Genomic DNA, 23,151 nt, shown 5'->3' with positions numbered 1-23,151 from the left:
CGAACACCGCATGAAACACGCCCCCGGCTGGGCCGTGCGCGCACTACCCGACGGACGCATCCAATGGATCACCCCCACCGGGCACCGCTACCACAGCCACCCCCACGACTACCGCACCGACGACGAACTGCCACCCGACAAGACCACCACCCGCAACAGCCTGCCGAAAGACCTCGCCGCACGACTGGAACGCATCCAGCGCGGCCGCCGCACCACCGCCCTCTGGGACGGCAGGACCATCCCCGACGACGAAGACGAGCCCCCGCCCTTCTGAGTCAGGGCCGGTGACCTTGGTTCCGGTCATGAGCAGGCGGATGGCTGCTTCATGACCGTGGATTCATCCCGATGACCAGGTCCTCGTCCACAGCCGTGTCGATTCCGGCGGCCATCAGCTCGGCGGCGAGGCCCTCGGCGGTGACGATCCACCAGGTGTAGTCGGCGCTCGTCTCGGCGAGCACGGTGCCGTCGCCGCGGCGGGTGCGGTAGCGCATCCGCCAGCGCACCGAGTCGGGGCCGGTGGGCTCCGCGCTGCCGGTGCCCTCGTAGGCCGGCCCGCCGACGGTGGCGCTCATCCACGGGAACTCCGGCACCGGCTCGGCCGCGGCCGGGGGCTGCACGTTGAGCACCACGGGCGCGCCGGGCGCGAGCCGTTGCGCACCGCCGCCCACAGGCGCTTCCGCTCGGGTGGGGCGAGGTGGCCCACCATGTGCATCCCGACGACGGCGGCGATCCGGTCCGGCAGCGGCACCTCGGTGGCGCCACCCGGGAACACGGTGACGCGCCCGGCTCGCTCGCCGTCCACGAGCCTGGCGAGCAGCACGCCGCGCAGCGCCGCGGACGGTTCGACCGCGAGCACCTCGTTGCCGAGCGTGTCGAGCAGGACATCGGTGCCCAGGCCCGTGCCGGCGCCGAGTTCCAGCACGGGTCCGGCATTCGCGGTCACTCCGGAGAGTGCAGCGGACAGCCGGGGCCGCAGCGCAGGCCACGCCGGTCCGCTGAGCAGGTGCAGGTACTCGGCCGACGCCGCGTACTCCTGGTAGTCGCCCACGCCGCCCTCCATATGAACATGATTGTTGTTCGCAGCTTAAGGCGTGGTTGTGGCACGCGGTAAGCTGTCGGGGCACGGGTCGAGAGGCGCTGCAACGGACGGTGAGTCCGCCACGCTCGGCCCGCACGACGTGCAGCAAGGGCGCCTCCGGTCAACGGAGGGGGCGCGCACACATGTCGGACCGTCGCACGGAGGAGCTGGTCCAGCTCCTGAACGAGCGGATCGCCGTACTCGACGGCGCCTGGGGCACGCTGCTGCAGGGCATGCACCTCACCCCGGCCGACTACCGCGGCGAGCGGTTCGCCGACCACCCGCACGACGTCACCGGTGACCCCGACCTGCTCAACCTCACCCGCCCCGACGTCGTGCTGGAGGGTCATCGCCGCTACTTCGCGGCCGGCGCGGACATCACCACCACGAACACGTTCACGGCCACTTCGATCGGCCAGGCCGACTACGGGATGCAGGCCGCGGTGCGCGAGATGAACGTCCGCGGCGCGCAGCTGGCCCGCCAGGCCGCCGACGAGGCGGGCGGGAGGTTCGTGGCCGGCTCGATCGGCCCGCTCAACGTCACGCTCTCGCTGTCGCCGGACGTCAACGACCCGGCCTACCGCGCGGTGGGTTTCGACCAGGTCCGCGCCGCCTACGCCGAGCAGATCGCCGGGCTCGCGGAGGGCGGGGTGGACCTGCTGCTCGTCGAGACGATCTTCGACACGCTCAACGCGAAGGCCGCGATCGCGGCGGCCCGCGACGTGGCGCCGCACCTGCCGCTGTGGATCTCGGTCACGATCGTCGACCTCTCGGGCCGCACACTCTCCGGGCAGACCGTCGAGGCGTTCTGGAACTCGGTCCGGCACGCCTCCCCGCTCGTCGTCGGGGTCAACTGCTCGCTCGGCGCCGCGGAGATGCGCCCGCACGTCGCGGAGCTCGCGAGATTCGCCGACACGTACGTCGCCTGCCATCCCAACGCCGGCCTGCCCAACGCGTTCGGGGGCTACGACCAGAGTCCCGACGAGACCGCGGGCCTGCTCGGGGAGTTCGCGGGGGCCGGGATGGTCAACATCGTGGGCGGGTGCTGCGGCACCACACCCGAGCACATCACGCGGCTGGCGTCCACCGTCGCCGGGGTGGAGCCGCGCACGGTGGCGGACCCGCCCGATGCGGCGCGGTTCAGCGGACTGGAGCCGCTCACCATCGGGCCCGACACCGGGTTCCTGATGATCGGTGAGCGCACCAACGTCACGGGGTCCGCGAAGTTCCGCAGGCTGATCGAGGCGGGCGACCACCAGGCCGCCGTCGAGGTGGCCATGGAGCAGGTGCGTGGCGGCGCCAACCTGATCGACGTCAACATGGACGCGGACCTGCTCGAGAGCGAGCGGGAGATGACCACGTTCCTCAACCTGATCGCCACCGAGCCCGAGGTGGCCCGGGTGCCCATCATGATCGACAGCTCCCGGTGGAGCGTGCTCGAGGCGGGCCTCAAGTGCGTGCAGGGCAAGGGGATCGTCAACTCGATCAGCATGAAGGAGGGCGAGGAGGTCTTCCTCGACCACGCCCGGCGCGTCCGCTCCTACGGCGCGGGCGTGGTCGTCATGGCGTTCGACGAGAAGGGCCAGGCCGACACCGTCGAACGCAAGGTCGAGATCTGCGCGCGGGCCTACGACCTGCTCACCCGGGAGGTCGGCTTCCCGCCCGAGGACATCGTCTTCGACCCCAACGTGCTCGCGGTGGCCACCGGGATGGCCGAGCACAACGGGTACGCCAAGGCGTTCCTCGACGCGCTGCCGCTGATCAAGGACCGGTGCCCGGGGGCGCGCACGTCCGGCGGGATCTCGAACCTGTCGTTCGCGTTCCGCGGCAACAACGTGGTGCGCGAGGCGATCCACTCCGCGTTCCTGTTCCACGCGGTGCGGGCCGGCCTGGACATGGGCATCGTCAACGCGGGCCAGCTCGCGGTGTACGAGGACATCCCGGCCGACCTGCTGGAGCTGGTCGAGGACGTGCTGTTCGACCGGCGCGAGGACGCCACCGACCGCCTCGTCACCTTCGCGGGCACCGTCACCGGGTCCGGCACGAAGCGCGAGGTGGACCTGTCGTGGCGCGACGCCCCGGTCGAGCAGCGGCTCTCGCACGCGCTCGTGCACGGCATCGTCGACTTCGTCGAGGCCGACACCGAGGAGGCGCGCACGCAGCTCGCCCGGCCGCTCGACGTCATCGAGGGCCCGCTGATGGACGGGATGAAGATCGTCGGTGACCTCTTCGGCTCCGGCAAGATGTTCCTCCCGCAGGTGGTGAAGAGCGCGCGGGTGATGAAGCGCGCCGTCGCCTACCTGGAGCCGTTCATGGAGGCGGAGAAGGAGCAGGCCCGGCTCGAGGGGCGCACCGAGCGCGAACGCGGGCAGGGCAAGGTCGTGCTCGCCACGGTCAAGGGCGACGTGCACGACATCGGCAAGAACATCGTCGGCGTCGTTCTCGCCTGCAACAACTACGAGGTGATCGACCTCGGCGTGATGGTGCCGGCGAGCGTCGTCCTCGACACCGCGGTGGCCGAGGGCGCCGACGTCGTGGGCCTGTCCGGGCTGATCACGCCGTCGCTGGACGAGATGGTCGGCGTGGCGCAGGAGATGCAGCGGCGCGGGCTCAAGCTCCCGCTGCTCATCGGCGGCGCCACCACGTCCCGGCAGCACACCGCCGTGCGGATCGCGCCGGCGTACGACTCCAGCACCGTGCACGTCCTCGACGCGTCGCGGGTCACGGGTGTGGTGTCGCAGCTGCTGGACCCGGAGCGCGCCGAGCGGCTCGACGCCGACAACCGGGCCGAGCAGGAGCGCCTGCGCGTGCAGCACGCGTCCCGGCAGCAGCGGCCGATGCTCACGATCGGGCAGGCGCGGGCCAACCGGGAGCAGGTGGGGTTCGACGGTCTGCCGGTGCCCGCGTTCACCGGCGTCCGCACGGTCACCCCGTCGCTCGAGGAGCTGCGGGAGTACGTCGACTGGCAGTTCCTCTTCCTCGCATGGGAGCTGAAGGGCAAGTACCCGGCGATCCTCGACAAGCCCGAGGCCCGCGAGCTCTTCGACGACGGCAACCGGCTCCTCGACGAGATCATCGCGGACGGGTCGCTGCAGGCCAGGGGCGTCTACGGCTTCTGGCCTGCGCACGCGGAGGGCGACGACATCGTCGTTGCCGCCCCCGGCGAGGTGCGCTTCCCGATGCTGCGCCAGCAGACCCAGAAGCCGCGGGGCCGGGCCAACCGCTGCCTCGCCGACTACGTCGCGCCTGCCGGGGACCACCTCGGCGGCTTCGCGGTCTCCGTGCACGGCGCCGACCAGCTCGCCGCCCGGTTCGAGGCCGAGCACGACGACTACCGGGCGATCATGGTAAAGGCGCTCGCCGACCGGCTGGCCGAGGCGTTCGCGGAGCAGGTGCACCTGGAGGCCCGCCGGGCCTGGTTCGAGCCGGACGCGGAGCCGGCGATGGCGGACCTGCACGCCGAGCGGTTCCGCGGCATCCGCCCCGCGCTCGGCTACCCGGCGAGCCCCGACCACAGCCTCAAGAAGGAGCTGTTCGAGCTGCTCGGCGCCGAGCGGGCCGGCATCGGCCTGACCTCCTCGTACGCGATGATGCCCGCCGCCAGCGTCAGCGGGCTGATCTTCGCCCACCCGGACTCGCGCTACTTCACCGTCGGGCGGATCGGGGCCGACCAGCTGCGCGACTACGCCGAGCGCCGCATGCTCCCGCAGTCGGAGGTCGAGGACTGGCTGCGGCCGAACCTGGACTGAGGACTACTCCTCCAGGAACTCCCGCACCGCAGGCCCGGCGACGTCGCGGTACTCCTCGAAGTAGGCGTGCCGGGCGCCGGCGATCAGGTGCAACCGGGCGCCGGGGATCCGGTCGGCGAGGAGCGGTGCGTTGGCCGTGGGGTTGAGCTCGTCCCGGTCGCCGTGCAGGACGAGCGTGGGCGCCGTGATCCGGGGGAGCGCGTCCCACGCGTCGTGCCCGTTGCTCGCGAGCAGGTGCTGGTGGCGGGCGTGCCGGGACATGGTGGGGTCGCCGAGGGTCCAGTAGGGCTCGGGGTGGTGGGCGAGCCACTCGGGGGAGTACATGAGGTCGAGCAGGGCGCTCCGGGCGGCTGCGGGGTCGGGGGCGGCGAGCGCCTTGCGCACCGCGGGGGAGCGTTCGACGGCGTGCGCGCCGCCGGGGGAGGTGCAGCCGAGGACGAGCCGCCGCACCCGGTGCGGGTGCGTCACGGCGATCCACTGCGCCACCCGCCCACCCATCGAGGTGCCGTAGACGTCCGCGCGTTCGATGCCGAGGTGGTCCAGCACGGCGACCGCGTCCTCCGCGAAGCCCCGCGTGGTGTAGGGCCCGGGCGGCGCGTCGCTGTCGCCGGTGCCGCGGTAGTCCAGGGTGACGACGCGGCGGTAGGCGTCGAAGTCCGGTCGCACCCGCGTCCACCACCGGTGCGAGCTCGCCTGGCCGCTGAGCATGAGGAGCGGGGCGCCGGCACCGGAGAGCTGGACGGCGATGCGGGTGCCGTCGGGGGTCACTGCGTGCGTCACGAGGCGATCTTCTCAGCCGTTCTCGTGGCAAGCTGGGGCCGCGACTCATGGAGGAGGCGGGGTGTCGAGCACGCGACCGGGCGGTACGCGGGAGCGGATCCAGGCCGCCGCCCTCGAGCTGTTCGCCGTGCGCGGGGTGCAGCAGACGAGCCTGCGGGCGATCGCCGAGCGGCTCGGGATCACGAAGCCCGCGCTGTACTACCACTTCGGGTCACGCGCCGAGCTCCTGCACAGCCTCGTGCAGCCGGTGGTCGACGACGTCGAGATGCTGCTCGCCGAGGACGAGGCGCGCGGGGACGGCGACGCGCGTGCGCTGCTCGCGCGCTACTTCGACGTGGCGGTGATGCACCGGGCGATCACCACGGTCGTGTTCCGCGACCCGGCGGCACTGGCCGAGCTCGACCTCGCGCCGCGCGTGCTGGCCTGGCGTCGCCGCCTCACCGCCCTGCTCGCCGGGCCCGATCCGCCCCTCGGCGCCCAGGCCAGGGCGATGGTCGCGATCGGCGGTATGGGCGACTGCATCGCGATGTTCGCGCACCGGCCCGTCGGGGAGCTGCGGGCCGCCGTGCTCGACGCGGCCTGCGCGGCGCTGGGGGTTCAACCGAGCCCGTAGACACGCAGCGCGTTGGCCCGCCCGATCATGTCGACCACCCGCAGCGCGTCGTCGGCCGCCCAGTCGCCGTCCTCCACCCAGCGGCCGACCACCGACGTCATCGCCCGCCGCCACAGCACGGCGCCGAGGTGGTGCAGCTCGGGTGGGCCCCACGCGTCGGAGGAGTACAGCTGCTTGGCGAACGGCGCCAGCTCGAGGGACTCCGCCACCACCTGCGTGCTGCGCACCCCGACGTGGTTGATCGCGAGCCCGACGTCGAAGTGGACGTTCTCGAACGCCTGCGCGAGGTAGCCGGCCTCGCGGTGGTAGGGGTAGCAGTGCAGGAGCACGATCGGCACCCGCGCCACGTCGGGCGTCCGCAGGAAGTCCAGCAGGTGGATCGGGTTGGCGCGGTGCAGGTCCAGGTCGCGGTCGCCGAATCCGGTGTGGATCTGGATCGGCAGGCCGAGCTGCACCGCGGCGTGCAGGCCGTGGCGCATGAGCACCGGGTCCACGAGCCGGGGCCCGCCGGGTGCGTGCTCGATGCCGTCCACCCAGCGCCGGGACGCGTCGGCCACCGCGTGCGGCGCGGGCGGCGAGAGGTCGATGTCGAAGCCCGCGCGGTAGGCGAGGATCGACTTGACGCCCACGGCGTCGCGCGTCGCGTGTTCCAGCCGGGCCCCGAACTCGTCGGCGTAGTCCTGGCCCGCCACCCCTTCGGCGGCGAGCTCCTCGGCGAGCGACTCCAGCCGGACGACGGGGTGGGCGCGGCCGTCCGACGCGGCGGCCATCCCGTCGACGTCGAGGATCGAGTCGGCCGCGTACCCGGTGTCGACCAGCCACTCCGACACGCCCGCGGCCCGCAGGAACCGCTCGGTGACCGCGCGGCCGCCGAGCTCGGTGCGGCGGGCCAAGTACTCGTCGGCGGGCGCGTGCGCCGGGAGGTCGAGCACGGGAGCGCCGAAACGCCGGATCGCGAACCCGAGCTGCGAGTCGAACTGCGTCATCCAGTCCGGGACGGGGCCGGGCGAGCCCTCGTTGAGGTGGGTCTCGAACTCCGCCCGGTCGAGGTCGACCGTGAACGCACCGTGCACGTGGTGGTCGACGAGCCGCAGGTGCGCGACGTGCTCGGCGAGGTCGGAGCGCATCACGCGGACCACGCGTAGCGCAGCTTCTCGGCCACGACCTCGACGTCCTCCCCGCCGTAGGTGTCGAGCTCGTGGCGCCGAACGGCGACGAGCGCCTCGAGGAGCTCCTCCCCGAGCAGGAGGCGGGCGAGATCGGATGTCTCGAGCAGGCCCAGCGCGGAGGCCAGGTCGGGGAGGCGCACGGCGGCGGTGCGGGCGGCCTCCTCGGGCGTGAGCTCGGCCGGGGCGACTGTGACCTCGGGCGGCAGCGGCGCACCGCCTGCGAGGCCCTCGAGTGCGAGCCCGAGGAACGCCGCGGTGGCCAGGTACGGGTTGGCGGACGGGTCGATGCACTTGAGCTCGACGCTCGCGCCGTGCGGGTTGCCGGGCGTCGCCGTGCAGAGCCGGACCGCCGCCTCCCGGTTCTCCCACCCCCAGCAGGCGAACGCCCCGGACCAGTGCCCCGGCTGGAGCCGGTGCGGCGACAGCACCGACCCCGCGAACACCGCGGTGAGCTGCGGGAGCCCGGCGACGATCCCGCCCACCACGGCAGCGCCGTCGTCGGTCAGCCCGTGCGGTCCGCGGCCGCCCGAGAGCAGCGGCCGGCCGTCCTGGGTGAGCGAGAGGTGCTGGTGCGCCCCGTTCCCGCTGCCGCCCGCGAACGGCAGCGGCGAGAACGACACGGCGACGTCGTGCCGGCGGGCCACGCGGCAGGCGAGCAGGCGGGCCAGCACGACGTGGTCGGCGGCCGTGAGCGGGTCGGTGGGGGCGATCGAGAACTCGAGCTGGCTGTCGCCGTACTCGGCGTGGATCTGCTCGACGGGGAGGCCGGCGCGGTCGGCGGCGGCGAGGAGGTCGAGCACGAACGGCTCGATGTCCAGCAGGGCGCCCAGCCCGTAGGCGTTCCAGCTCGCACCGCTACGCGGAGTGAGCACCATTTCCAGCTCGCACCCGACCTGCGCGCCGAGGCCCCGCTCCGCGAGGCCGGCCACCGTCCGGCGCAGGAGACCCCTGGTGCAGACCGGGGCGGGGGTCCCGTCCTGGTCGAACATCTCCGCGGGCGCCCAGGCGACCCCGTCGCCGAGCAGGCGGAGCGCGGCGAGGTCGGTGCGCAGCCGCAGGTCGCCGACCACCCCGAACCGCGGGGTGAACGCGATCGCGTTGTCGACGCAGAACACGTTCCAGCTCGGCGATGCGCCCATGCCGCCCGCGTGGAACGCGCCCACCCGGCGGGCCGGCACGTGTTTCGCCCTGATCACACCGGCCGGGTCGACCACGGAGCCGCAGAGCAGCCGGACCTCTGCGTCCTCGAGGCGGGCCGCCGCTGTGGCCAGCTCCTCGGCGGCGAGGACCGGCATCGGGTAGGTGGTCACGGGAGCGCACGCTACAACCCCCCGGAGGCGCGTAGGAGCGGATCACTCCAACCGCGAGCGGTGGACCGGGCAGTCGGGTGCGATGAGGACCCCGAGACCGGCGCGGGGGTCGTTGGGCAGCATCGGGCACAGGCAGCCGCGGGCGGCGGCCGCGGCGCTGCCAGGCCCCTCGGACTCCCAGACGTCGCCGGGTGCGAGGTCGTCGGTATCACCGGACGGGTCGTCGGGCGACAGGGGCCACCCGTCGCCGCGTCCGGGGAGCGGGCCGTCACCAGTGCCGTTGTGACGCACCCGTTCATTCAACCGGATTACCGCGGGCGGCCGTTCGCCACGGTCCGTGACGGCGGGCGGCGAGGAGCGCGGAACGTTATCGGCTCTTGACGAGGGCCGCTCTTGACGCCGGGACGTGTTAGCGCTCACAGTTTCCGCCGGATGGGACGCGCATCACACAGTCAGCGCTCCCACCACTCGATGACGCCTGGGAGGCGCTGTGCGCACAACGACGACGTTGGCGGCGATGACGTTGCCCACGCTCGGGAAGCGGGCCACGCCCGTGCGGATCGCGGCCCTCGCGATCACCGCGGCGGCCGCGCTGGTGCTCGCCGCGTGCGGGGGTGGGGGTGGCGGCGGGTCCGCGCCCCCAGCAGGTGGGGACACGCTCACGCTGGGCTTCGCCCAGGTCGGTGCCGAGAGCGGGTGGCGCACGGCGAACACCAAGTCGGTGCAGGACGCGGCGGCGGCCTCGGGCATCGAGCTGAAGTTCTCCGACGCCCAGCAGAAGCAGGAGAACCAGATCAAGGCGATCCGGTCGTTCATCCAGCAGCGGGTGGACGTGATCGCGTTCAGCCCGGTGGTGGAGTCCGGGTGGGACACCGTTCTGATGGAGGCCAAGCGGGCCAACATCCCGGTGATCCTCACCGACCGAGCCGTCGACTCCGCCGACACCTCGCTCTACAAGACCTTCCTCGGCTCGGACTTCATCGAGGAGGGCAAGAAGGCCGGGGAGTGGCTCCTGAAGAACGTCGACGCCTCGGCGGGCCCGGTGAACATCGTGGAGCTGCAGGGCACCACGGGCTCGGCTCCGGCGATCGACCGCCAGAAGGGCTTCGCGGACGTCATCGCCCAGAACCCGAACTACAAGGTCATCGCGTCGCAGACCGGTGACTTCACGCGCTCGGGCGGCCGGCAGGTGATGGAGGCCTTCCTGAAGGCGAACCCGGACATCGACGTCCTGTACGCCCACAACGACGACATGGGGCTCGGCGCGATCGAGGCGATCGAGGCGGCGGGCAAGGTGCCCGGCCGGGACATCAAGATCATCACGGTGGACGCGGTCAAGGACGGCATGCAGGCGCTGGCCGACGGAAAGATCAACTTCATCGTGGAGTGCAACCCGCTGCTCGGCCCGCAGCTGATGGACCTGGTCAAGAAGGTGGCCGCGGGCGAGGAGGTGCCGGCGCGCGTCGTCACCGAGGAGACGACGTTCGACTCCGCGGCGGCCAAGGCCGCGCTGCCCGAGCGCAAGTACTGATGGAGGCCCTGCAACCTGTGGCGGGGCAACCTGTGGCGGGGCGTCCGCTGGTGGAGATGACCGGCATCTCCGTGGCGTTCGGGCCGGTGCAGGCCCTCGACTCCGTCGACCTGCGGCTGTACCCGGGCGAGGTGCACGCGCTGATGGGCGAGAACGGCGCCGGCAAGTCGACGCTGATCAAAGCCCTCACCGGCGTGCACCCGGTGGACGCCGGCGAGATCCAGGTGCAGGGCGAGCCGGTGTCGTTCAGCGGGCCCGCCGCTGCCCAGGCCGCCGGGATCAGCACGGTCTACCAGGAGGTGAACCTCTGCCCGAACCTCTCGGTGGCGGAGAACCTCCTCCTGGGCCGGGAGCCGCGCCGCGCCGGTCGCATCGACTGGCGCGGCGCGCGGCGGCGCGCCACCGACGTGCTGGGCAGGCTGCACCTGGACCTGGACCCGTCCTCGGCGCTCGGCGCGCACCCGATCGCGCATCAGCAGCTGGTGGCGATCGCGCGCGCCGTCGAGGTGGACGCCCGGGTGCTCGTGCTCGACGAGCCCACCTCCAGCCTCGACGCGAGCGAGGTCGAGGAGCTCTTCCGGGTGGTGCGCCGGCTGCGTGACGACGGCGTGGCGATCCTGTTCGTCTCGCACTTCATCGAGCAGGTCTACGCGATCTCCGACCGGATGACCGTGCTGCGCAACGGCCGGCGCGTGGGCGAGTACCGCACGGCGGAGATCTCGCGCAGGCAGCTGGTGTCCGCGATGGTCGGGCGCGAGCTGGAGGTGCTGGAACGCCTCGACCGCGCGCCGGCCGCGCCCGCCGACGAGGAACAGGCCCCGGTCCTGCGCGCGTCGGGGCTGGCGCGCCGGGGTGCGATCGCGCCGGTCGACCTCGTGGTGCGTCCCGGCGAGGTCGTCGGCCTCGCCGGGCTGCTCGGCAGCGGGCGCACCGAGCTGGCCCGGCTGCTGTTCGGCGCCGACCGGGCCGACCACGGCGAGATCGTGGTGGACGGCCGGGCGGTCCGGATCCGCAACCCGCGTGCGGCGATCGACGCCGGGATCGCGTTCAGCCCCGAGGACCGCAAGGCCGCGGGTGTGGTGGGCGACCTGACGGTGCGCGACAACGTCGTCCTCGCCATGCAGGCGTCGCGGGGGTGGATGCGCCGCATTCCCGGCCGCAGGCAGGACGAGCTGGCCCGGCGCTGGATCGAGCTGCTCGACATCCGGCCCGCCGACCCGGACGCGCTCCTGCGCAACCTCTCGGGCGGCAACCAGCAGAAGGTGCTGCTGGCCCGGTGGCTGATCACGCAGCCGCGCCTGCTCGTCCTCGACGAGCCCACGCGCGGCATCGACGTCGGCGCGAAGGCCCAGATCCAGGCCCTGGTGGCCGAGCAGGCCCGGAAGGGCACGGCCGTCGTGTTCATCTCCGCGGAGCTCGACGAGGTCGTCCGCCTGTCCGACCGGGTCCTGGTGCTGCGCGACCGCAGGCCGGTCGCGGAGCTCGTGGGGGAGGACGTGGACCTGGACCGGGTCATGGAACTGATCGCCACCGGGGGTGAGGCCGGTGCGTGAGCTCCTGCGCAAGCCGATCTGGCCGCTCGTCGCGCTGCTGCTGCTGAACCTGGCCGTGACGCCGAGCTTCTTCGCCGTGCGGGTGCAGGACGGCAGGCTCTACGGCAGCCTCGTCGACATCCTGCACAACGGCGCCCCGCTGGCGCTCACGGCGCTCGGCATGACGCTGGTGATCGCCACGCGCGGGATCGACCTGTCGGTCGGCGCCGTCGTCGCGATCTCGGGGGCGGTCACCTGCACGTGGATCGCCGGCAGCCCGGATCCGGCGGGCCCGGGCGCCGCGCTGGCCGGCATGGGGCTCGCGCTCGGGCTCGCGGTGGTGCTCGGGGCGTGGAACGGGTTCCTCGTCGCCCGCCTCGGGATCCAGCCGATCATCGCGACGCTGGTGCTGATGACGGCGGGGCGCGGCCTCGCCCAGCTCGTGACCGACGGGCAGATCGTCACCGTCAACAACGCGTTCTTCTCCGGCATCAGCGGGAGCGCCCTGTTCACCGTGCCGCTGACGGTCGTCGTGGCCGCCGCGGTGTACGCGCTGGTCGCGCTCGTGACCCGGCGCACCGCGCTGGGCACGCTCGTGGAGGCGGTGGGCATCAACCCGGAGGCCAGCCGGCTCGCCGGGGTGCGCTCGCGCAGCCTGGTGTGGACCGTCTACGTCTTCTGCGCGCTCTGCGCCGCCGTGGCCGGGCTGATGATCAGCGCGAACGTCCACGCGGCCGACGCCAACAACGCGGGCCTGTGGCTCGAGCTCGACGCGATCCTCGCCGTCGTCATCGGGGGCACGTCGCTCGCCGGCGGGCGGTACTCCATCGCCGGCACCCTGCTCGGCGCCCTCACCATCCAGACGCTCACCACCACGATCTACTCGGTCGGCATCCCGCCGGAGGTCTCCCTCGTGTTCAAGGCGGTCGTCGTGATCCTGGTGTTCCTGGCCCAGGCACCGAAGGTGCAGGCGCTGCTCGCCCGCCGCCGGGGCGCCGCGCCGCCGCCTGCACCGCCCGCCGCGCCGGTCGAGCCCGCGCCGGCCGAGACCACGACCGAGACCACGACCGCGACCGAGACCACGGGGAGCGGCCGGTGACCGCCCTCGCCGAACGCGCCCGTGCCGGGTGGCGCCTCCCCACCCGGTTCCTGCCGGTCGTGGTCACGTTCGCGCTCTTCGTGCTCATGTTCGCCGGGGGGAGCCTGCGCTACGAGTCGTTCGCGTCCGGGCAGGTGCTGCTCAACCTGCTGATCGACAACGCGTTCCTGGTGGTGCTCGCGGTCGGGATGACGTTCGTGATCCTCACCGGGGGCATCGACCTGTCGGTCGGGTCGGTCGTCGCGCTGTCCACGATGGTGGCGGCGGCGCTGCTGCGCGCCGGCTGGCCGCCCGTGGTCGTGATGTTCGTGGTGCTCGCCGGAGGGGCGGTCTTCGGCCTCGCGATGGGCGCCGTGATCCACTACCTGGAGATCCAGCCGTTCATCGTGACGCTCGCCGGGATGTTCCTCGCCAGGGGCCTGTGCTACGTGATCGACCTGGAGTCCATCTCGATCGACGACCCGCTGTTCCGCACGATCGCGCAGACCGCGGTGCCGCTGGGCGACGACCTGTTCCTGAGCCCGAGCGCCCTCGTCGCCCTCGTCGTGGTGGCGGTGGCGGTCTACGTGCTGCACATGACCCGGTTCGGGCGCACGGTCTACGCCGTCGGCGGCAACGCCCAGTCGGCGATGCTGATGGGGCTTCGGGTCGCGCAGGCCCGGGTCGGCGTCTACGTGATCAGCGGGGCCTGCTCCGCGCTCGCCGGGCTGCTCTTCACCTTCTACATGCTCTCCGGCTACAGCCTGCACGCCGTGGGGATGGAGCTCGACGCGATCGCCGCCGTCGTCATCGGGGGCACGCTCCTCACCGGCGGATCCGGTTTCGTGCTCGGCTCCGTGCTCGGCGTGCTGGTGCTCGGCACGATCCAGACGATCCTGTCGTTCGAGGGCACGCTCAGCTCGTGGTGGTCCCGGATCGTGATCGGGCTCCTGCTGCTGGTCTTCGTGGTGCTGCAGCGGGTGCTGGCGAGGCGGGGCGCGACGGCCTGACCGGCGGGGAGCCGTCGGTGGGCCTCCGGTGGCGCCGCGCATCGTGCGGGGGTGTCGCACACGGACCTCGGTGCTCACACACGAACTGCAGTTGGTGTGCGAGTGCGGATGTTGGTGTGTGACGGTCGGTGGCGCTGGCCGGCGAGGCAGGTTCGTCCCGCCGATGAGTTCTGCCGCCCGTGGCGGTCTCATCGGCATGACCGCTTCCCGGCGCACCTTCCGCCACGCGCTCGCCAACACCCTCGTGGCGTCCGTCGTGAACTCCACCGTCTGGTTCGCGGTGACCTTCTGGGTGTACCTGGAAACCCGTTCGGTGTTCGCCACCGGCGTCATCTCCGGGATCTTCCTGGGTCTGACGGCGCTGTCCGGGGTGTGGTTCGGCGGCATCGTCGACCGCCACGGCAAGCGGAATGCCATGATCGGCTCCAGCGCGGCGTCGCTCGCGCTGTACGCGGCGAGCCTCGCGGTCCACCTCGCCGCCGGGCCGGAGGCCTTCCGCGACCCCACCAGCCCGGTGCTGTGGGGGTTCGTGCTGCTGCTGATGAGCGGCGTGATCGTCGGCAACATCCGCGGCATCGCGATGTCCACGCTGGTGACCCTGCTCGTGCCCGAGCCCGAACGGGACCGCGCCAACGGGATGGTCGGCACCGTCACCGGGGTGGCGTTCCTCGTGACGTCCGTGATCAGCGGCCTGCTGATCGGCATGGCGGGCATGCTGTCGGTGCTGCTGCTGGCGGTCGGGGGCACCGCCGTGGTGGTCGCGCACCTCGCGACGCTGACGATCCCCGAGCTGCGCGCCGTGCCCGCCGCGGGGGAGGGCGCCCGCCGCACGGACCTGCGCGGCACCGTCGCCCTGGTGGCCGCCGTGCCCGGCCTGCTCGCCCTGATCGCGTTCTCGACGATCAACAACTTCCTCGGCGGCATCCTGATGGCCCTCGCCGACCCCTACGGCCTGTCGCTGGTGTCGGTCGAGGTCTGGGGGCTGCTCTTCGGCGTGCTGAGCACCGGGTTCATCATCGGTGGCCTCGCCATCGGCAAGTGGGGGCTCGGCAGCAACCCGCTGCGGACCCTGCTGCTGGCGAACCTCGTGCTCTGGGGCGTCTGCAGCGTCTTCGCCCTGCGCTCCTCGATCGTGCTGCTGGCGGTCGGGTTCTTCATCTACCTGTGCGTCGTGCCCTACGCCGAGGCGTCCGAGCAGACCGTGCTGCAGAAGGTCGTGCCGTTCGAGCGGCAGGGCCGGGTGTTCGGGTTCGCGCAGAGCGTGGAGCAGGCCGCGTCCCCGCTCACCGCGTTCCTGATCAGCCCGCTGGCCCAGTTCGTGTTCATGCCGTTCATGACCGACGGCGCCGGCGCGCGGCTGCTCGGCCCGTGGTTCGGCACCGGGCCCGAGCGCGGCATGGCGCTGCTGTTCACGATCGCGGGCGTCCTCGGCCTGGTCCTCACGTTCGCCGCGCTCCGCTCGCGCTCGTACCGCAGGCTCTCCCGCCACTACCTGGACGTCCCGGTGGTGGCCTCGCCCGCCCCCGAGCTCGCGGCCGCCTGACCACGTCGGTGCGATCATCGGACGATGACCGTCCACGAGCTCGTCCTCACCGGGGGTCGGGTGATCGACCCCGAGTCGGGGCTCGACGCCGTCCGCGACGTCGGGATCATCGGCGACACCGTGCGGGAGGTCGGCCCGGATCTCGCGGGAACCGTCACCGTCGACGTCTCCGGGCTGGTCGTGAGCCCCGGCTTCGTCGACCTGCACAGCCACAGCCAGGACGTCGCAGGCCAGCGGTTGCAGGCGCTCGACGGGGTCACCACGGCGCTGGAGCTGGAGGCCGGTGCCTTCCCGGTGGAACCGGCCTACCGCCGGGCCGCCGCGGCCGGGCGGCCGGTGAACTACGGGTTCTCGACGTCGTGGGCGGGCGCGCGGATGCACGTGCTCGCGGGCGCGCCGCCCGTGGCCGATCTCGACGAGATGCTCGTCCACGTCGCCGACCCGCGCTGGCAGGCCACGGCCGCTCCCGCGGACGTCGACCGCATCCTCGCGCTCCTCGAGGCCGACCTCGCCGCGGGGGCGCTCGGGATCGGCGTGCTCGTCGGGTACGCGCCGGGGACGGACCCCGCGGAGTACCTCGCCGTGGCCGCCCTGGCCGCGCGGCACGGGGTGCCGACGTACACGCACGCCCGCGATCTGGTGGAGATGGACCCGCAGGTCCCGGTCGACGGGGCGGAGGAGATCGTGCGCGCGGCGGGCGAGACCGGCGCGCACATGCACTACTGCCACCTCAACAGCACGTCCGGCCGGCACGTGGACCGCGTGCTGGCGCTGGTGGAGCGGGTCCGGCGCGAGGGCGCGTCGGTGACCACGGAGGCCTACCCGTACGGCGCCGGGATGACCGGTATCGGGGCCGCGTTCCTCGCACCCGAGCTCCTGCACCGCCGCGGGCTCACCCCGGGCTCGATCGGCCACCTCGGCCTCGGCAGGCGCATCGCCGACGCGGACGAGCTGCGACGGGTGCGCGCGGAGGACCCGGGCGCGCTCGCGTTCGTGCACCAGACCGACGAGACCGACCCGCGTGCCTTCGCGGTGGTGCAGCGGGCGCTCGCCTTCCCGGACGCCGCGGTCGCGAGCGACGCGATCGCGCCGCAGTGGCCGTCCGGGCCGCACGACCCGCTGAGCTGGCCGCTGCCGCCGCAGGTGGCGACCCACCCGCGCACCGCAGGCACGTTCGGGCGCACACTGCGGCTCCTGGTGCGGGAGCTGGGGCTGCTCAGCCTGCCCGAGGCGGTGCGCCGCTGCACGCTCGTGCCGGCGCAGGTGGTGCAGGAGGCGGCTCCCGCGATGCGCCGCAAGGGGCGGCTGCAGCCGGGGTGCGACGCCGACGTCACCGTCTTCGACCCGGCCACCGTGACCGACCGGTCCACCTATACCGACACCACCCGCCCGTCGACCGGCGTCCGGCACGTGCTGGTCGGGGGCCGGTTCGTCGTGCGCGACGGCGTGCTCGACACCGGAGCGCTGCCCGGCCGGGCCGTGCGCGGCGCCTGACAAGGCCCTACTGCAGGATCGGGTGCAGCACCCAGAACGCGATCGCCGCGGCGAGCGCCGCCATCGGGATCGTGAGCACCCACGCCACCACGATGTTGCCCGCCACGCCCCACCGCACCGCGGAGAGCCGCTTGGTGGCGCCGACGCCCAGGATCGACGATGTGATCGTCTGCGTCGTCGAGATCGGCGCGGCGAACACGAAGGCGGTGGTGTAGAGCACCGCGGACGCCGTGACCTCCGCGGCGAACCCGCGCGGCGGGTCGAGGTCGATGATCCGGCGCCCGAGCGTCCGCATGATCCGCCAGCCGCCGGAGTAGGTACCCGCGGAGAGCGCGCCCGCCGCGAGCAGGATGACCCACCACGGCACCTCGAAACCCTCGTGGTAGCCGCCGACGACCAGCGCCAGCACGATCACGCCCATCGTCTTCTGGGCGTCCTGCAGGCCGTGGCCGAGCGCCATCGCGGCGGCCGAGAGGGTCTGCGCGTGGCGGAAGCCGCGGCTGAGCGGCTGCGGGTGGGCGCGCCGGAAGATCCACAACATGGCGGTCATCAGGAGCCCGGCGAGCACGAAGCCGACCACCGGCGAGACCACCATCGGGATGATGACCTTGTCCAGCACGCCGCTCCAGTGCACGGTGCCCGCGGCCGCGAGCGCGGCGCCGACGAGCCCGCCGATCAGCGCGTGCGACGACGAGGACGGCATGCCGAGCCACCACGTGACCAGGTTCCACGCGATCGCGCCGACCAGCGCGGCGAGCACCACGACGAGGCCGGAGATCCCCTGCGGCGGGTCGATGATGCCGCTGCCGACCGTGGTGGCCACCTCGGTGCCGAGGAACGCGCCGACCAGGTTCATCACCGCGGCCATGAGCAGCGCGGTGCGCGGGGTGAGTGCGCGGGTGGCGACGGAGGTCGCGATGGCGTTGGCGGCGTCGTGGAAGCCGTTCGTGTAGTCGAACGCGACGGCCACCACGATCACCACGATGATCGTGGCCAGCTCCATCGACACTAGGACTCCTTGACCGCGATGCTCTCGACGGTGTTGGCCACCGTCTCGAACGCGTCGGCGGCCTCCTCGAGGGAGTCGATGACCTCCTTGAGCTTGAGGGTCGTCAGCACGCCCGCCGCGTCGACGTCGCGGGGTGGGCAGAGCAGCTCCTCGAGCAACGCGCGGTAGGCGACGTCGCCCTCGTCCTCGAGCGAGTTGACGTGCACCCAGTACTCCTGCAGCTTCCCCATCGTCGCCAGCCGGGGCATCGCCTCCGCCGTGGCGGCCGCCGCGCGCTGCAGCACGTCGGTCTGGACCTTCATCCCGGACGGCAGGTCCACGAGCCGGTAGAGCACGATCCGGTCCGCGGCCTCCTCCATCGCGTCGATCACGTCGTCGAGCGACGAGGTGAGCCGGTAGATGTCCTCGCGGTCGAACGGCGTCACGAACGTCTTGTTGAGTTTCACCATGATCTCGTGGGTGACCTCGTCACCGGCGTTCTCGGCATCCTTCACCCGCCTGGCGAGCTCGGCCCGCTCGGACGGCGGTGCGGCCACCAGCGCCGCGAGGTCGTCCGCTGCGCGGACGATGTTCTCGGCGGCCCGGGTGAACAGCGGGTAGAAGCCGCGTTCGTGTGGCGTCAGCCTGAATGCCATTCGCAGGTTGTACTCCACCCCGGATGGCCGGGCAGGCGTCGCCCTCCGACGGTGTGGTGGTCACGGTCCGGATCCGAGTGGGGCCGGTCCTGTGCGAGCGGGGGCGTGGGGGGCGAGCATGGCGGGCATGACGGTGGTCTTCGTGCACGGCGTCCCGGAAACGAGCGCGCTCTGGACGGGCGTGCGCACCCACCTCGACGGCGCCGCGCTCGCCGTCGGCCTGCCCGGCTTCGGCAGGCCCCGCCCGGCCGGGTTCGGCGCGACGAAGGACGAGTACGCGCGGTGGCTCGCCGGCGAGCTGCGGCGGCTCGGCCGCCCGGTCGACCTGGTGGGGCACGACTGGGGAGCGGGCTTCGTGCTGCGCGTGGCCACGGCGTACGACGTCCGGCTGCGCAGCTGGGCCGTGGACGTCGGCGGGGTCTTCCACCCGGACTACGTCTGGCACGAGATGGCGCAGGTGTGGCAGACCCCCGGTGCGGGAGAGGAGCGGACGGCGGCCACGGCGGCCGCGGGACCACAGGCGCGGGCGGGGTACCTGCACGCGGCGGGCGTGCCCGAGGCGGACGCGGCGACGCTCGCCGCGGCGTACGACGCGACGATGGGCGGCTGCATCCTCGACCTGTACCGGTCCGCCGTGCCCAACCCGTACGCCGACTGGGGTGCGGAGCTGCGCGGGCCGACCGCGGCGCCGGGCCTGGTACTGCAGCCCACGGCCGACCCGTACGACGACCCGGCGCGGTCCGGCGAGGTCGCCGCCCGGCTCGGTGCACGCACGCACCGGCTGGACGGTCTCGGCCACTGGTGGATGCTGCAGGACCCGGCCGCGGTGGCCGCGGCACTGCGCGCGTTCTGGGGATCCCTCGACCCGTGACGGGCGGGGATGCAGGCGCTCAGCGGAACGCGTCGGCGTGGGCGCGGGCCCAGTCGGCGAACGTCCGCGGCGGGCGGCCGGTCACGTCCCGCACGGTCGGCAGCACCCGGGACTCGTCCAGCGAGCCGTCGACGTAGAAGTCGAAGAACGCCCGCACATAGGCCTCCGGCATGCGGGCCGTCATCTCGGCCCATGCCTCGTCGTCGGGCTGGGCCTCGAACCGCAGGTCGCGGCCGAGCACCTCGCCGAGCACGCGGACGCGGTCGGCGGGCAGGAGCGACTCCGGTCCGGACAGCGCGTAGACGCGACCGGCGTGCCCGTCCTCGACGAGGGCCGTGGCGGCGACGGCCGCGATGTCGGCGGGGTCGATCACGGCGACGCGGACGCCGCCGAACGGGGCCCGCACCACGTCCCCGGACCGCAGCTGGGGCGCCCACTCGAGGGCGTTCGTCATGAAGCCGTAGGGGCGCAGCAGCGTCCACGGGATCCCGCAGGCCCGCACCGCCTCCTCCGTGCGGATCATGTAGGCCGAGATCGCGTTGCCGGTGTCGCCGCTTCCGGCCGAGCCGCCCGACAGCTGCACCACCCGCGACACCCCCGCGTCCCGGGCCGCGGCGAGCACACCGGGCATGTCCTGGTAGCCGGGGAGCAGGAAGAGGCCCGAGACGCCCTCGAGCGCGGGGCGGAGGCCGGCGGGGTGGTCGAGGTCGCCGACGACGCGCTGCGCACCCTCGATCCTCCCGCCGTCGCGGCGGGTCAGCGCGCGCACGGGCACCTCCCGGTCGACCAGCGTGCGCACGAGCTCGCGTCCGACGTTGCCCGTGGCGCCGCTCACCAGGATCACGGACGCGAGCCTACGGCGGGTGACGCGGGCCTCGACCGGCGCAGGGATTAATTCTGCGCGTTCTGTCGGTCCTACTCCTTACAGTGCACCTCCGGCGCCGGGCCCACCCGCCCGCGCCGCCCGAAGACCCACGTGGGGGACGTAGTGAACCAGCAGCCCGACGTGCTCGACCGGTCGTCGAGCGCACCCGATCACGCGGGGGAGTTGAGCGCCCGCGACCGCACGGTGATCGGGGTGCTGCTCGTCTCCACGTTCGTCGTCATCCTCAATGAAACGATCATGAGTGTCGCGCTGCCGACGCTCATGTCCGAGCTGGGCGTCACGGCCGGCGTGGGCCAGTGGCTCACCACCGGGTTCCTGCTCACGATGTCCGTGGTCATCCCGATCACCGGCTTCCTGATCCGGCGGGTTCCCACCCGCGGGCTCTTCGGCACCGCGATGGCGCTGTTCAGCACGGGCACGTTCCTCGCGGCGGTCGCGCCGGGCTTCGAGGTGCTGCTCGCCGCCAGGGTGGTCCAGGCCAGCGGTACCGCGATCATGCTCCCGCTGCTGATGACCACCGTGATGACGCTCGTCCCGCCGGCGCGCCGGGGGGCCGTGATGGGCAACATCTCGATCGTCATCTCGGTGGCGCCCGCGATCGGGCCCGCCGTCTCGGGCATCGTGCTCACCCAGTTCGGCTGGCGCTCCATGTTCTGGCTCGTCCTCCCGATCGCGCTCGCCGCGCTGCTGCTGGGGATGCGCCTGATCACGAACGTCGGCGACTCCACCTCCGCCCCGATCGACGTGCCGTCGGTCGTGCTCTCGGTGCTCGGCTTCGGCGGCATCGTGTACGGCCTGAGCAGCGTCGGCCACTCGGCCGAGAGCACATCGCCGGTGCTGCTGTGGGGGGCGTTCGGCGTCGGTGTGGTGGGGCTCGTGGCGTTCGTGGCGCGGCAGCTCGTGCTGCAGCGGTCCGACCGCGCGCTGCTCGACCTGCGCACGTTCCGCTCGCCGACGTTCACCGTGGCGAGCGCGATGATGATGGTGATGATGGCCGTGCTGCTCGGCACGATCGTCCTGCTGCCGATCTACCTGCAGAGCGTGCTGGGGCTCGAGGCGTTCACCATCGGCCTGCTGCTCCTGCCGGGCGGCCTGCTGATGGGCCTGCTCGGCCCGGTCGTGGGGCGCCTGTACGACCGGTTCGGCGCCCGGGCGCTGCTGGTGCCCGGCACGGCGGCCACGAGCGCGGCGCTGTGGTCCACCACGCTGTTCACCCAGGGCAGCTCGATGCTGCAGGTCCTCGGGTTCCACCTGCTGCTGTCCATCGGGCTGGCGTTCGTGTTCACGCCGCTGTTCACCTCCGGGCTCGGCGCCGTGGAGCCGCGGCTGTACTCCTACGGCAGCGCGATCTTCGGCACCACCCAGCAGCTCGCGGGCGCGGCCGGGGTCGCGCTACTGGTGAGCGTCATGTCCGTCGGCTCCACGTCGCTCGCCGCGGAGGGGGCATCGCTGGTGGAGCAGACGGCGGGGGGCATCCACAGCGCGTTCCAGGTGGCCGCGGTCCTGTCGCTGTTCGCGATCGCGGGGGCGTTCTTCGTCCGCAGCACCACGGTGGACGGCGACGTGCCCGTCGGGCACTGAGATCGGACCGTCGAGGCGCCGTCAACGCACCGAGCGGATCCGGTAGACGAGGATCGCGCCCGCGGCCTCGATCGCGGCCGCCACGAGGTAGAGCGCGCCGTACCCGCCCATGCCGGTCACGACCGGGGCGGCGATCGCCGGGGCGAGGACCTGGGGCAGGGAGCTCGCGATGTTGAGCACACCCAGGTCCTTTCCCCGGTCGTGGGCGGCGGGGAGCACCTGCGTGAGCAGCGCGAAGTCCACCGCGCTGTAGGCGCCGAAGCCGATGCCGAGCGCCACCGCGGCCGCCACCGCGCCCGCCCACGTGGGCCACACCGAGATCAGCACCGCGGCGCCGGCCATGATCAGCGCGCCGGTGGTGACGAACACGCGGCGCCGCCCCGTGCGGTCCGACAGGGTGCCCGCGAGGACGACGGAGCCCAGCATGGCCGCCGAGTAGACCCCCGTGAGGACCAGCACACCGGAGGCAGGGTCGGCGATGCCCACCACGTCGGACAGGAAGAAGAACAGGTAGAGCAGCACGATCGCGTTGCCGAGGTTCACCAGGAACCGGGTGACGAAGCCCCAGCCGAAGTCCGGGTGGCGCGCCGGGTTGACCCAGAACCCGCGCAGGAACTCGCCCCACCGCCACGCCGTGCCGGGCCGGTCCCGCGCGTGCCGCCCCGAGAGGACGTACGGCAGGCTGCAGAGCAGGGCGGCGAGCGCGCACAGGACGTACCCGGTGGCGATCACGCCGCCGAGGACGGCGAGCCCGGTGCCGGCCCCCACGCCGACGACGAGCGCCAGGCCGAGGTACCCGGCCGCGGTCCCCCGCTGCGCGGCCGGCACCTCGTCGGGCACGGCGGCGCTGAGCGCCGCGTAGGGGGCGTTCAGCAGCGTCTGCACCGCGCACCAGCCGATGACCAGGAACGGGACGGCCGGCGCCGCGGCGAGCAGCGCGATGGCGACGGCACCGCCGGCGAACCCCACCGCGATCCACGGCCTGCGCCGGCCGAACCGGGAGCGCGTGCGGTCCGACAAGGCACCGAACAGCGGGTTCGCCACGAGCGAGCACGCGGCGCCCGCCCCGAGCACCAGCGCGAGCACGGCCTCCTTGTCGGTGGGGGCGAGCGCCGCGACCTGCTGGGGCAGCAGCACCTGCAGCGGCCCGAACAGCCCCGCGTACAGCCCGACCCAGGCCAGCGCGAACCGGACGACCCAACCGGCCGACACCCGATCCGACGGATCGGCGCGCCCGCACGACGTCATCGTCCCCCTTCACCCCTCGGGAAGGAGGATACGT

General features: G+C 73.0%; 20 protein-coding genes and 1 pseudogene. 11 read left to right on the top strand and 10 right to left on the bottom strand.

Features of this window, described 5'->3' with window-relative positions:
• A pseudogene (locus ABEA81_RS38015) lies at nt 1-274 on the top strand (hypothetical protein); the annotation flags it as partial.
• A 49-nt stretch (nt 275-323) separates the two neighbouring features.
• Here ABEA81_RS38015 and ABEA81_RS38010 read toward each other — a convergent pair.
• Both ABEA81_RS38010 and ABEA81_RS38005 read right to left on the bottom strand, forming a co-directional pair.
• Nucleotides 324-572, bottom strand: a complete 249-nt coding sequence (locus tag ABEA81_RS38010; protein WP_345612192.1) for a hypothetical protein — start codon at nt 570-572, stop codon at nt 324-326.
• Nucleotides 569-1,048, bottom strand: coding sequence for a class I SAM-dependent methyltransferase (locus ABEA81_RS38005; RefSeq protein ID WP_345612190.1), 480 nt, complete (start codon nt 1,046-1,048; stop codon nt 569-571). The genes ABEA81_RS38010 and ABEA81_RS38005 overlap by 4 nt, the downstream gene beginning before the upstream one ends.
• Nucleotides 1,049-1,221: 173 nt before the next feature.
• On the opposite strand from ABEA81_RS38005, the gene metH reads away from it, so the two are divergent.
• Nucleotides 1,222-4,827, top strand: a complete 3,606-nt coding sequence (gene metH, locus ABEA81_RS38000) for a methionine synthase (RefSeq protein ID WP_345612188.1) — start codon at nt 1,222-1,224, stop codon at nt 4,825-4,827.
• A 3-nt stretch (nt 4,828-4,830) separates the two neighbouring features.
• Here metH and ABEA81_RS37995 read toward each other — a convergent pair whose 3' ends face one another.
• Complete coding sequence (locus ABEA81_RS37995; RefSeq protein WP_345612186.1) at nt 4,831-5,607, bottom strand: alpha/beta fold hydrolase; 777 nt, start codon at nt 5,605-5,607, stop codon at nt 4,831-4,833.
• A gap of 61 nt (nt 5,608-5,668) precedes the next feature.
• On the opposite strand from ABEA81_RS37995, the gene ABEA81_RS37990 reads away from it, so the two are divergent.
• Entirely contained in the window at nt 5,669-6,220 is a 552-nt protein-coding gene (locus ABEA81_RS37990) for a TetR/AcrR family transcriptional regulator (RefSeq protein WP_345612184.1), read from the top strand.
• On the opposite strand, the gene ABEA81_RS37985 is transcribed toward ABEA81_RS37990, so the two are convergent.
• Genes ABEA81_RS37985 through ABEA81_RS37975 form a run of 3 tightly spaced genes read right to left on the bottom strand, consistent with a single transcriptional unit; the run spans nt 6,205 to nt 8,990 of the window.
• A complete protein-coding gene (locus ABEA81_RS37985; RefSeq protein ID WP_345612182.1) occupies nt 6,205-7,359 on the bottom strand; it encodes an amidohydrolase family protein in 1,155 nt (384 codons plus the stop codon). The genes ABEA81_RS37990 and ABEA81_RS37985 overlap by 16 nt on opposite strands.
• Nucleotides 7,347-8,699 carry a glutamine synthetase family protein gene (locus tag ABEA81_RS37980; RefSeq protein ID WP_345612180.1) on the bottom strand — a complete coding sequence of 451 codons (1,353 nt, stop codon included), beginning with the start codon at nt 8,697-8,699 and terminating at the stop codon, nt 7,347-7,349. Before ABEA81_RS37980 ends, ABEA81_RS37985 begins: the two co-directional genes overlap by 13 nt.
• A 42-nt stretch (nt 8,700-8,741) precedes the next feature.
• The gene (locus ABEA81_RS37975) at nt 8,742-8,990 is read right to left on the bottom strand and encodes a hypothetical protein (protein ID WP_345612179.1); all 249 of its coding nucleotides are present in this window, start codon (nt 8,988-8,990) and stop codon (nt 8,742-8,744) included.
• Between the two features lie 226 nt (nt 8,991-9,216).
• Between ABEA81_RS37975 and ABEA81_RS37970 the strand changes: the two genes are divergently transcribed.
• From ABEA81_RS37970 to ABEA81_RS37945, 6 genes are all read left to right on the top strand, one after another.
• The gene (locus ABEA81_RS37970) at nt 9,217-10,230 is read left to right on the top strand and encodes an ABC transporter substrate-binding protein (protein ID WP_345612177.1); all 1,014 of its coding nucleotides are present in this window, start codon (nt 9,217-9,219) and stop codon (nt 10,228-10,230) included.
• 56 nt (nt 10,231-10,286) lie between these two features.
• On the top strand, nt 10,287-11,783 hold the full coding sequence (locus ABEA81_RS37965) for a sugar ABC transporter ATP-binding protein (protein WP_345612176.1): 1,497 nt from the start codon (nt 10,287-10,289) through the stop codon (nt 11,781-11,783).
• A complete protein-coding gene (locus ABEA81_RS37960; RefSeq protein WP_345612175.1) occupies nt 11,776-12,861 on the top strand; it encodes an ABC transporter permease in 1,086 nt (361 codons plus the stop codon). The genes ABEA81_RS37965 and ABEA81_RS37960 overlap by 8 nt, the downstream gene beginning before the upstream one ends.
• The gene (gene yjfF, locus ABEA81_RS37955; protein WP_345612173.1) at nt 12,858-13,850 is read left to right on the top strand and encodes a galactofuranose ABC transporter, permease protein YjfF; all 993 of its coding nucleotides are present in this window, start codon (nt 12,858-12,860) and stop codon (nt 13,848-13,850) included. Before ABEA81_RS37960 ends, yjfF begins: the two co-directional genes overlap by 4 nt.
• A 196-nt stretch (nt 13,851-14,046) precedes the next feature.
• Complete coding sequence (locus ABEA81_RS37950) at nt 14,047-15,393, top strand: MFS transporter (RefSeq protein ID WP_345612172.1); 1,347 nt, start codon at nt 14,047-14,049, stop codon at nt 15,391-15,393.
• Between the two features lie 24 nt (nt 15,394-15,417).
• Nucleotides 15,418-16,887 carry an amidohydrolase family protein gene (locus ABEA81_RS37945; RefSeq protein ID WP_345612171.1) on the top strand — a complete coding sequence of 490 codons (1,470 nt, stop codon included), beginning with the start codon at nt 15,418-15,420 and terminating at the stop codon, nt 16,885-16,887.
• A gap of 7 nt (nt 16,888-16,894) precedes the next feature.
• On the opposite strand, the gene ABEA81_RS37940 is transcribed toward ABEA81_RS37945, so the two are convergent.
• On the bottom strand, nt 16,895-17,890 hold the full coding sequence (locus ABEA81_RS37940) for an inorganic phosphate transporter (protein ID WP_345612200.1): 996 nt from the start codon (nt 17,888-17,890) through the stop codon (nt 16,895-16,897).
• 5 nt (nt 17,891-17,895) lie between these two features.
• The gene (locus tag ABEA81_RS37935; protein ID WP_345612169.1) at nt 17,896-18,531 is read right to left on the bottom strand and encodes a DUF47 domain-containing protein; all 636 of its coding nucleotides are present in this window, start codon (nt 18,529-18,531) and stop codon (nt 17,896-17,898) included.
• A gap of 127 nt (nt 18,532-18,658) precedes the next feature.
• On the opposite strand from ABEA81_RS37935, the gene ABEA81_RS37930 reads away from it, so the two are divergent.
• On the top strand, nt 18,659-19,402 hold the full coding sequence (locus ABEA81_RS37930) for an alpha/beta fold hydrolase (RefSeq protein ID WP_345612167.1): 744 nt from the start codon (nt 18,659-18,661) through the stop codon (nt 19,400-19,402).
• Nucleotides 19,403-19,421: 19 nt separating this feature from the next.
• On the opposite strand, the gene ABEA81_RS37925 is transcribed toward ABEA81_RS37930, so the two are convergent.
• Complete coding sequence (locus ABEA81_RS37925) at nt 19,422-20,246, bottom strand: NAD(P)H-binding protein (protein WP_345612165.1); 825 nt, start codon at nt 20,244-20,246, stop codon at nt 19,422-19,424.
• A gap of 132 nt (nt 20,247-20,378) precedes the next feature.
• Between ABEA81_RS37925 and ABEA81_RS37920 the strand changes: the two genes are divergently transcribed.
• Entirely contained in the window at nt 20,379-21,869 is a 1,491-nt protein-coding gene (locus ABEA81_RS37920) for a DHA2 family efflux MFS transporter permease subunit (protein WP_345612163.1), read from the top strand.
• Between the two features lie 21 nt (nt 21,870-21,890).
• On the opposite strand, the gene ABEA81_RS37915 is transcribed toward ABEA81_RS37920, so the two are convergent.
• On the bottom strand, nt 21,891-23,117 hold the full coding sequence (locus tag ABEA81_RS37915; protein WP_345612161.1) for an MFS transporter: 1,227 nt from the start codon (nt 23,115-23,117) through the stop codon (nt 21,891-21,893).
• Between the last annotated feature and the right edge of the window lie 34 nt (nt 23,118-23,151).

It is taken from the genome of Pseudonocardia adelaidensis (assembly GCF_039543345.1).
GTDB classification, from domain to species: Bacteria; Actinomycetota; Actinomycetes; order Mycobacteriales; family Pseudonocardiaceae; genus Pseudonocardia; species Pseudonocardia adelaidensis.
The sequence above is the reverse complement of the archived record's forward strand: the minus strand, read 5'-3'. Positions and strand labels throughout refer to the sequence as shown.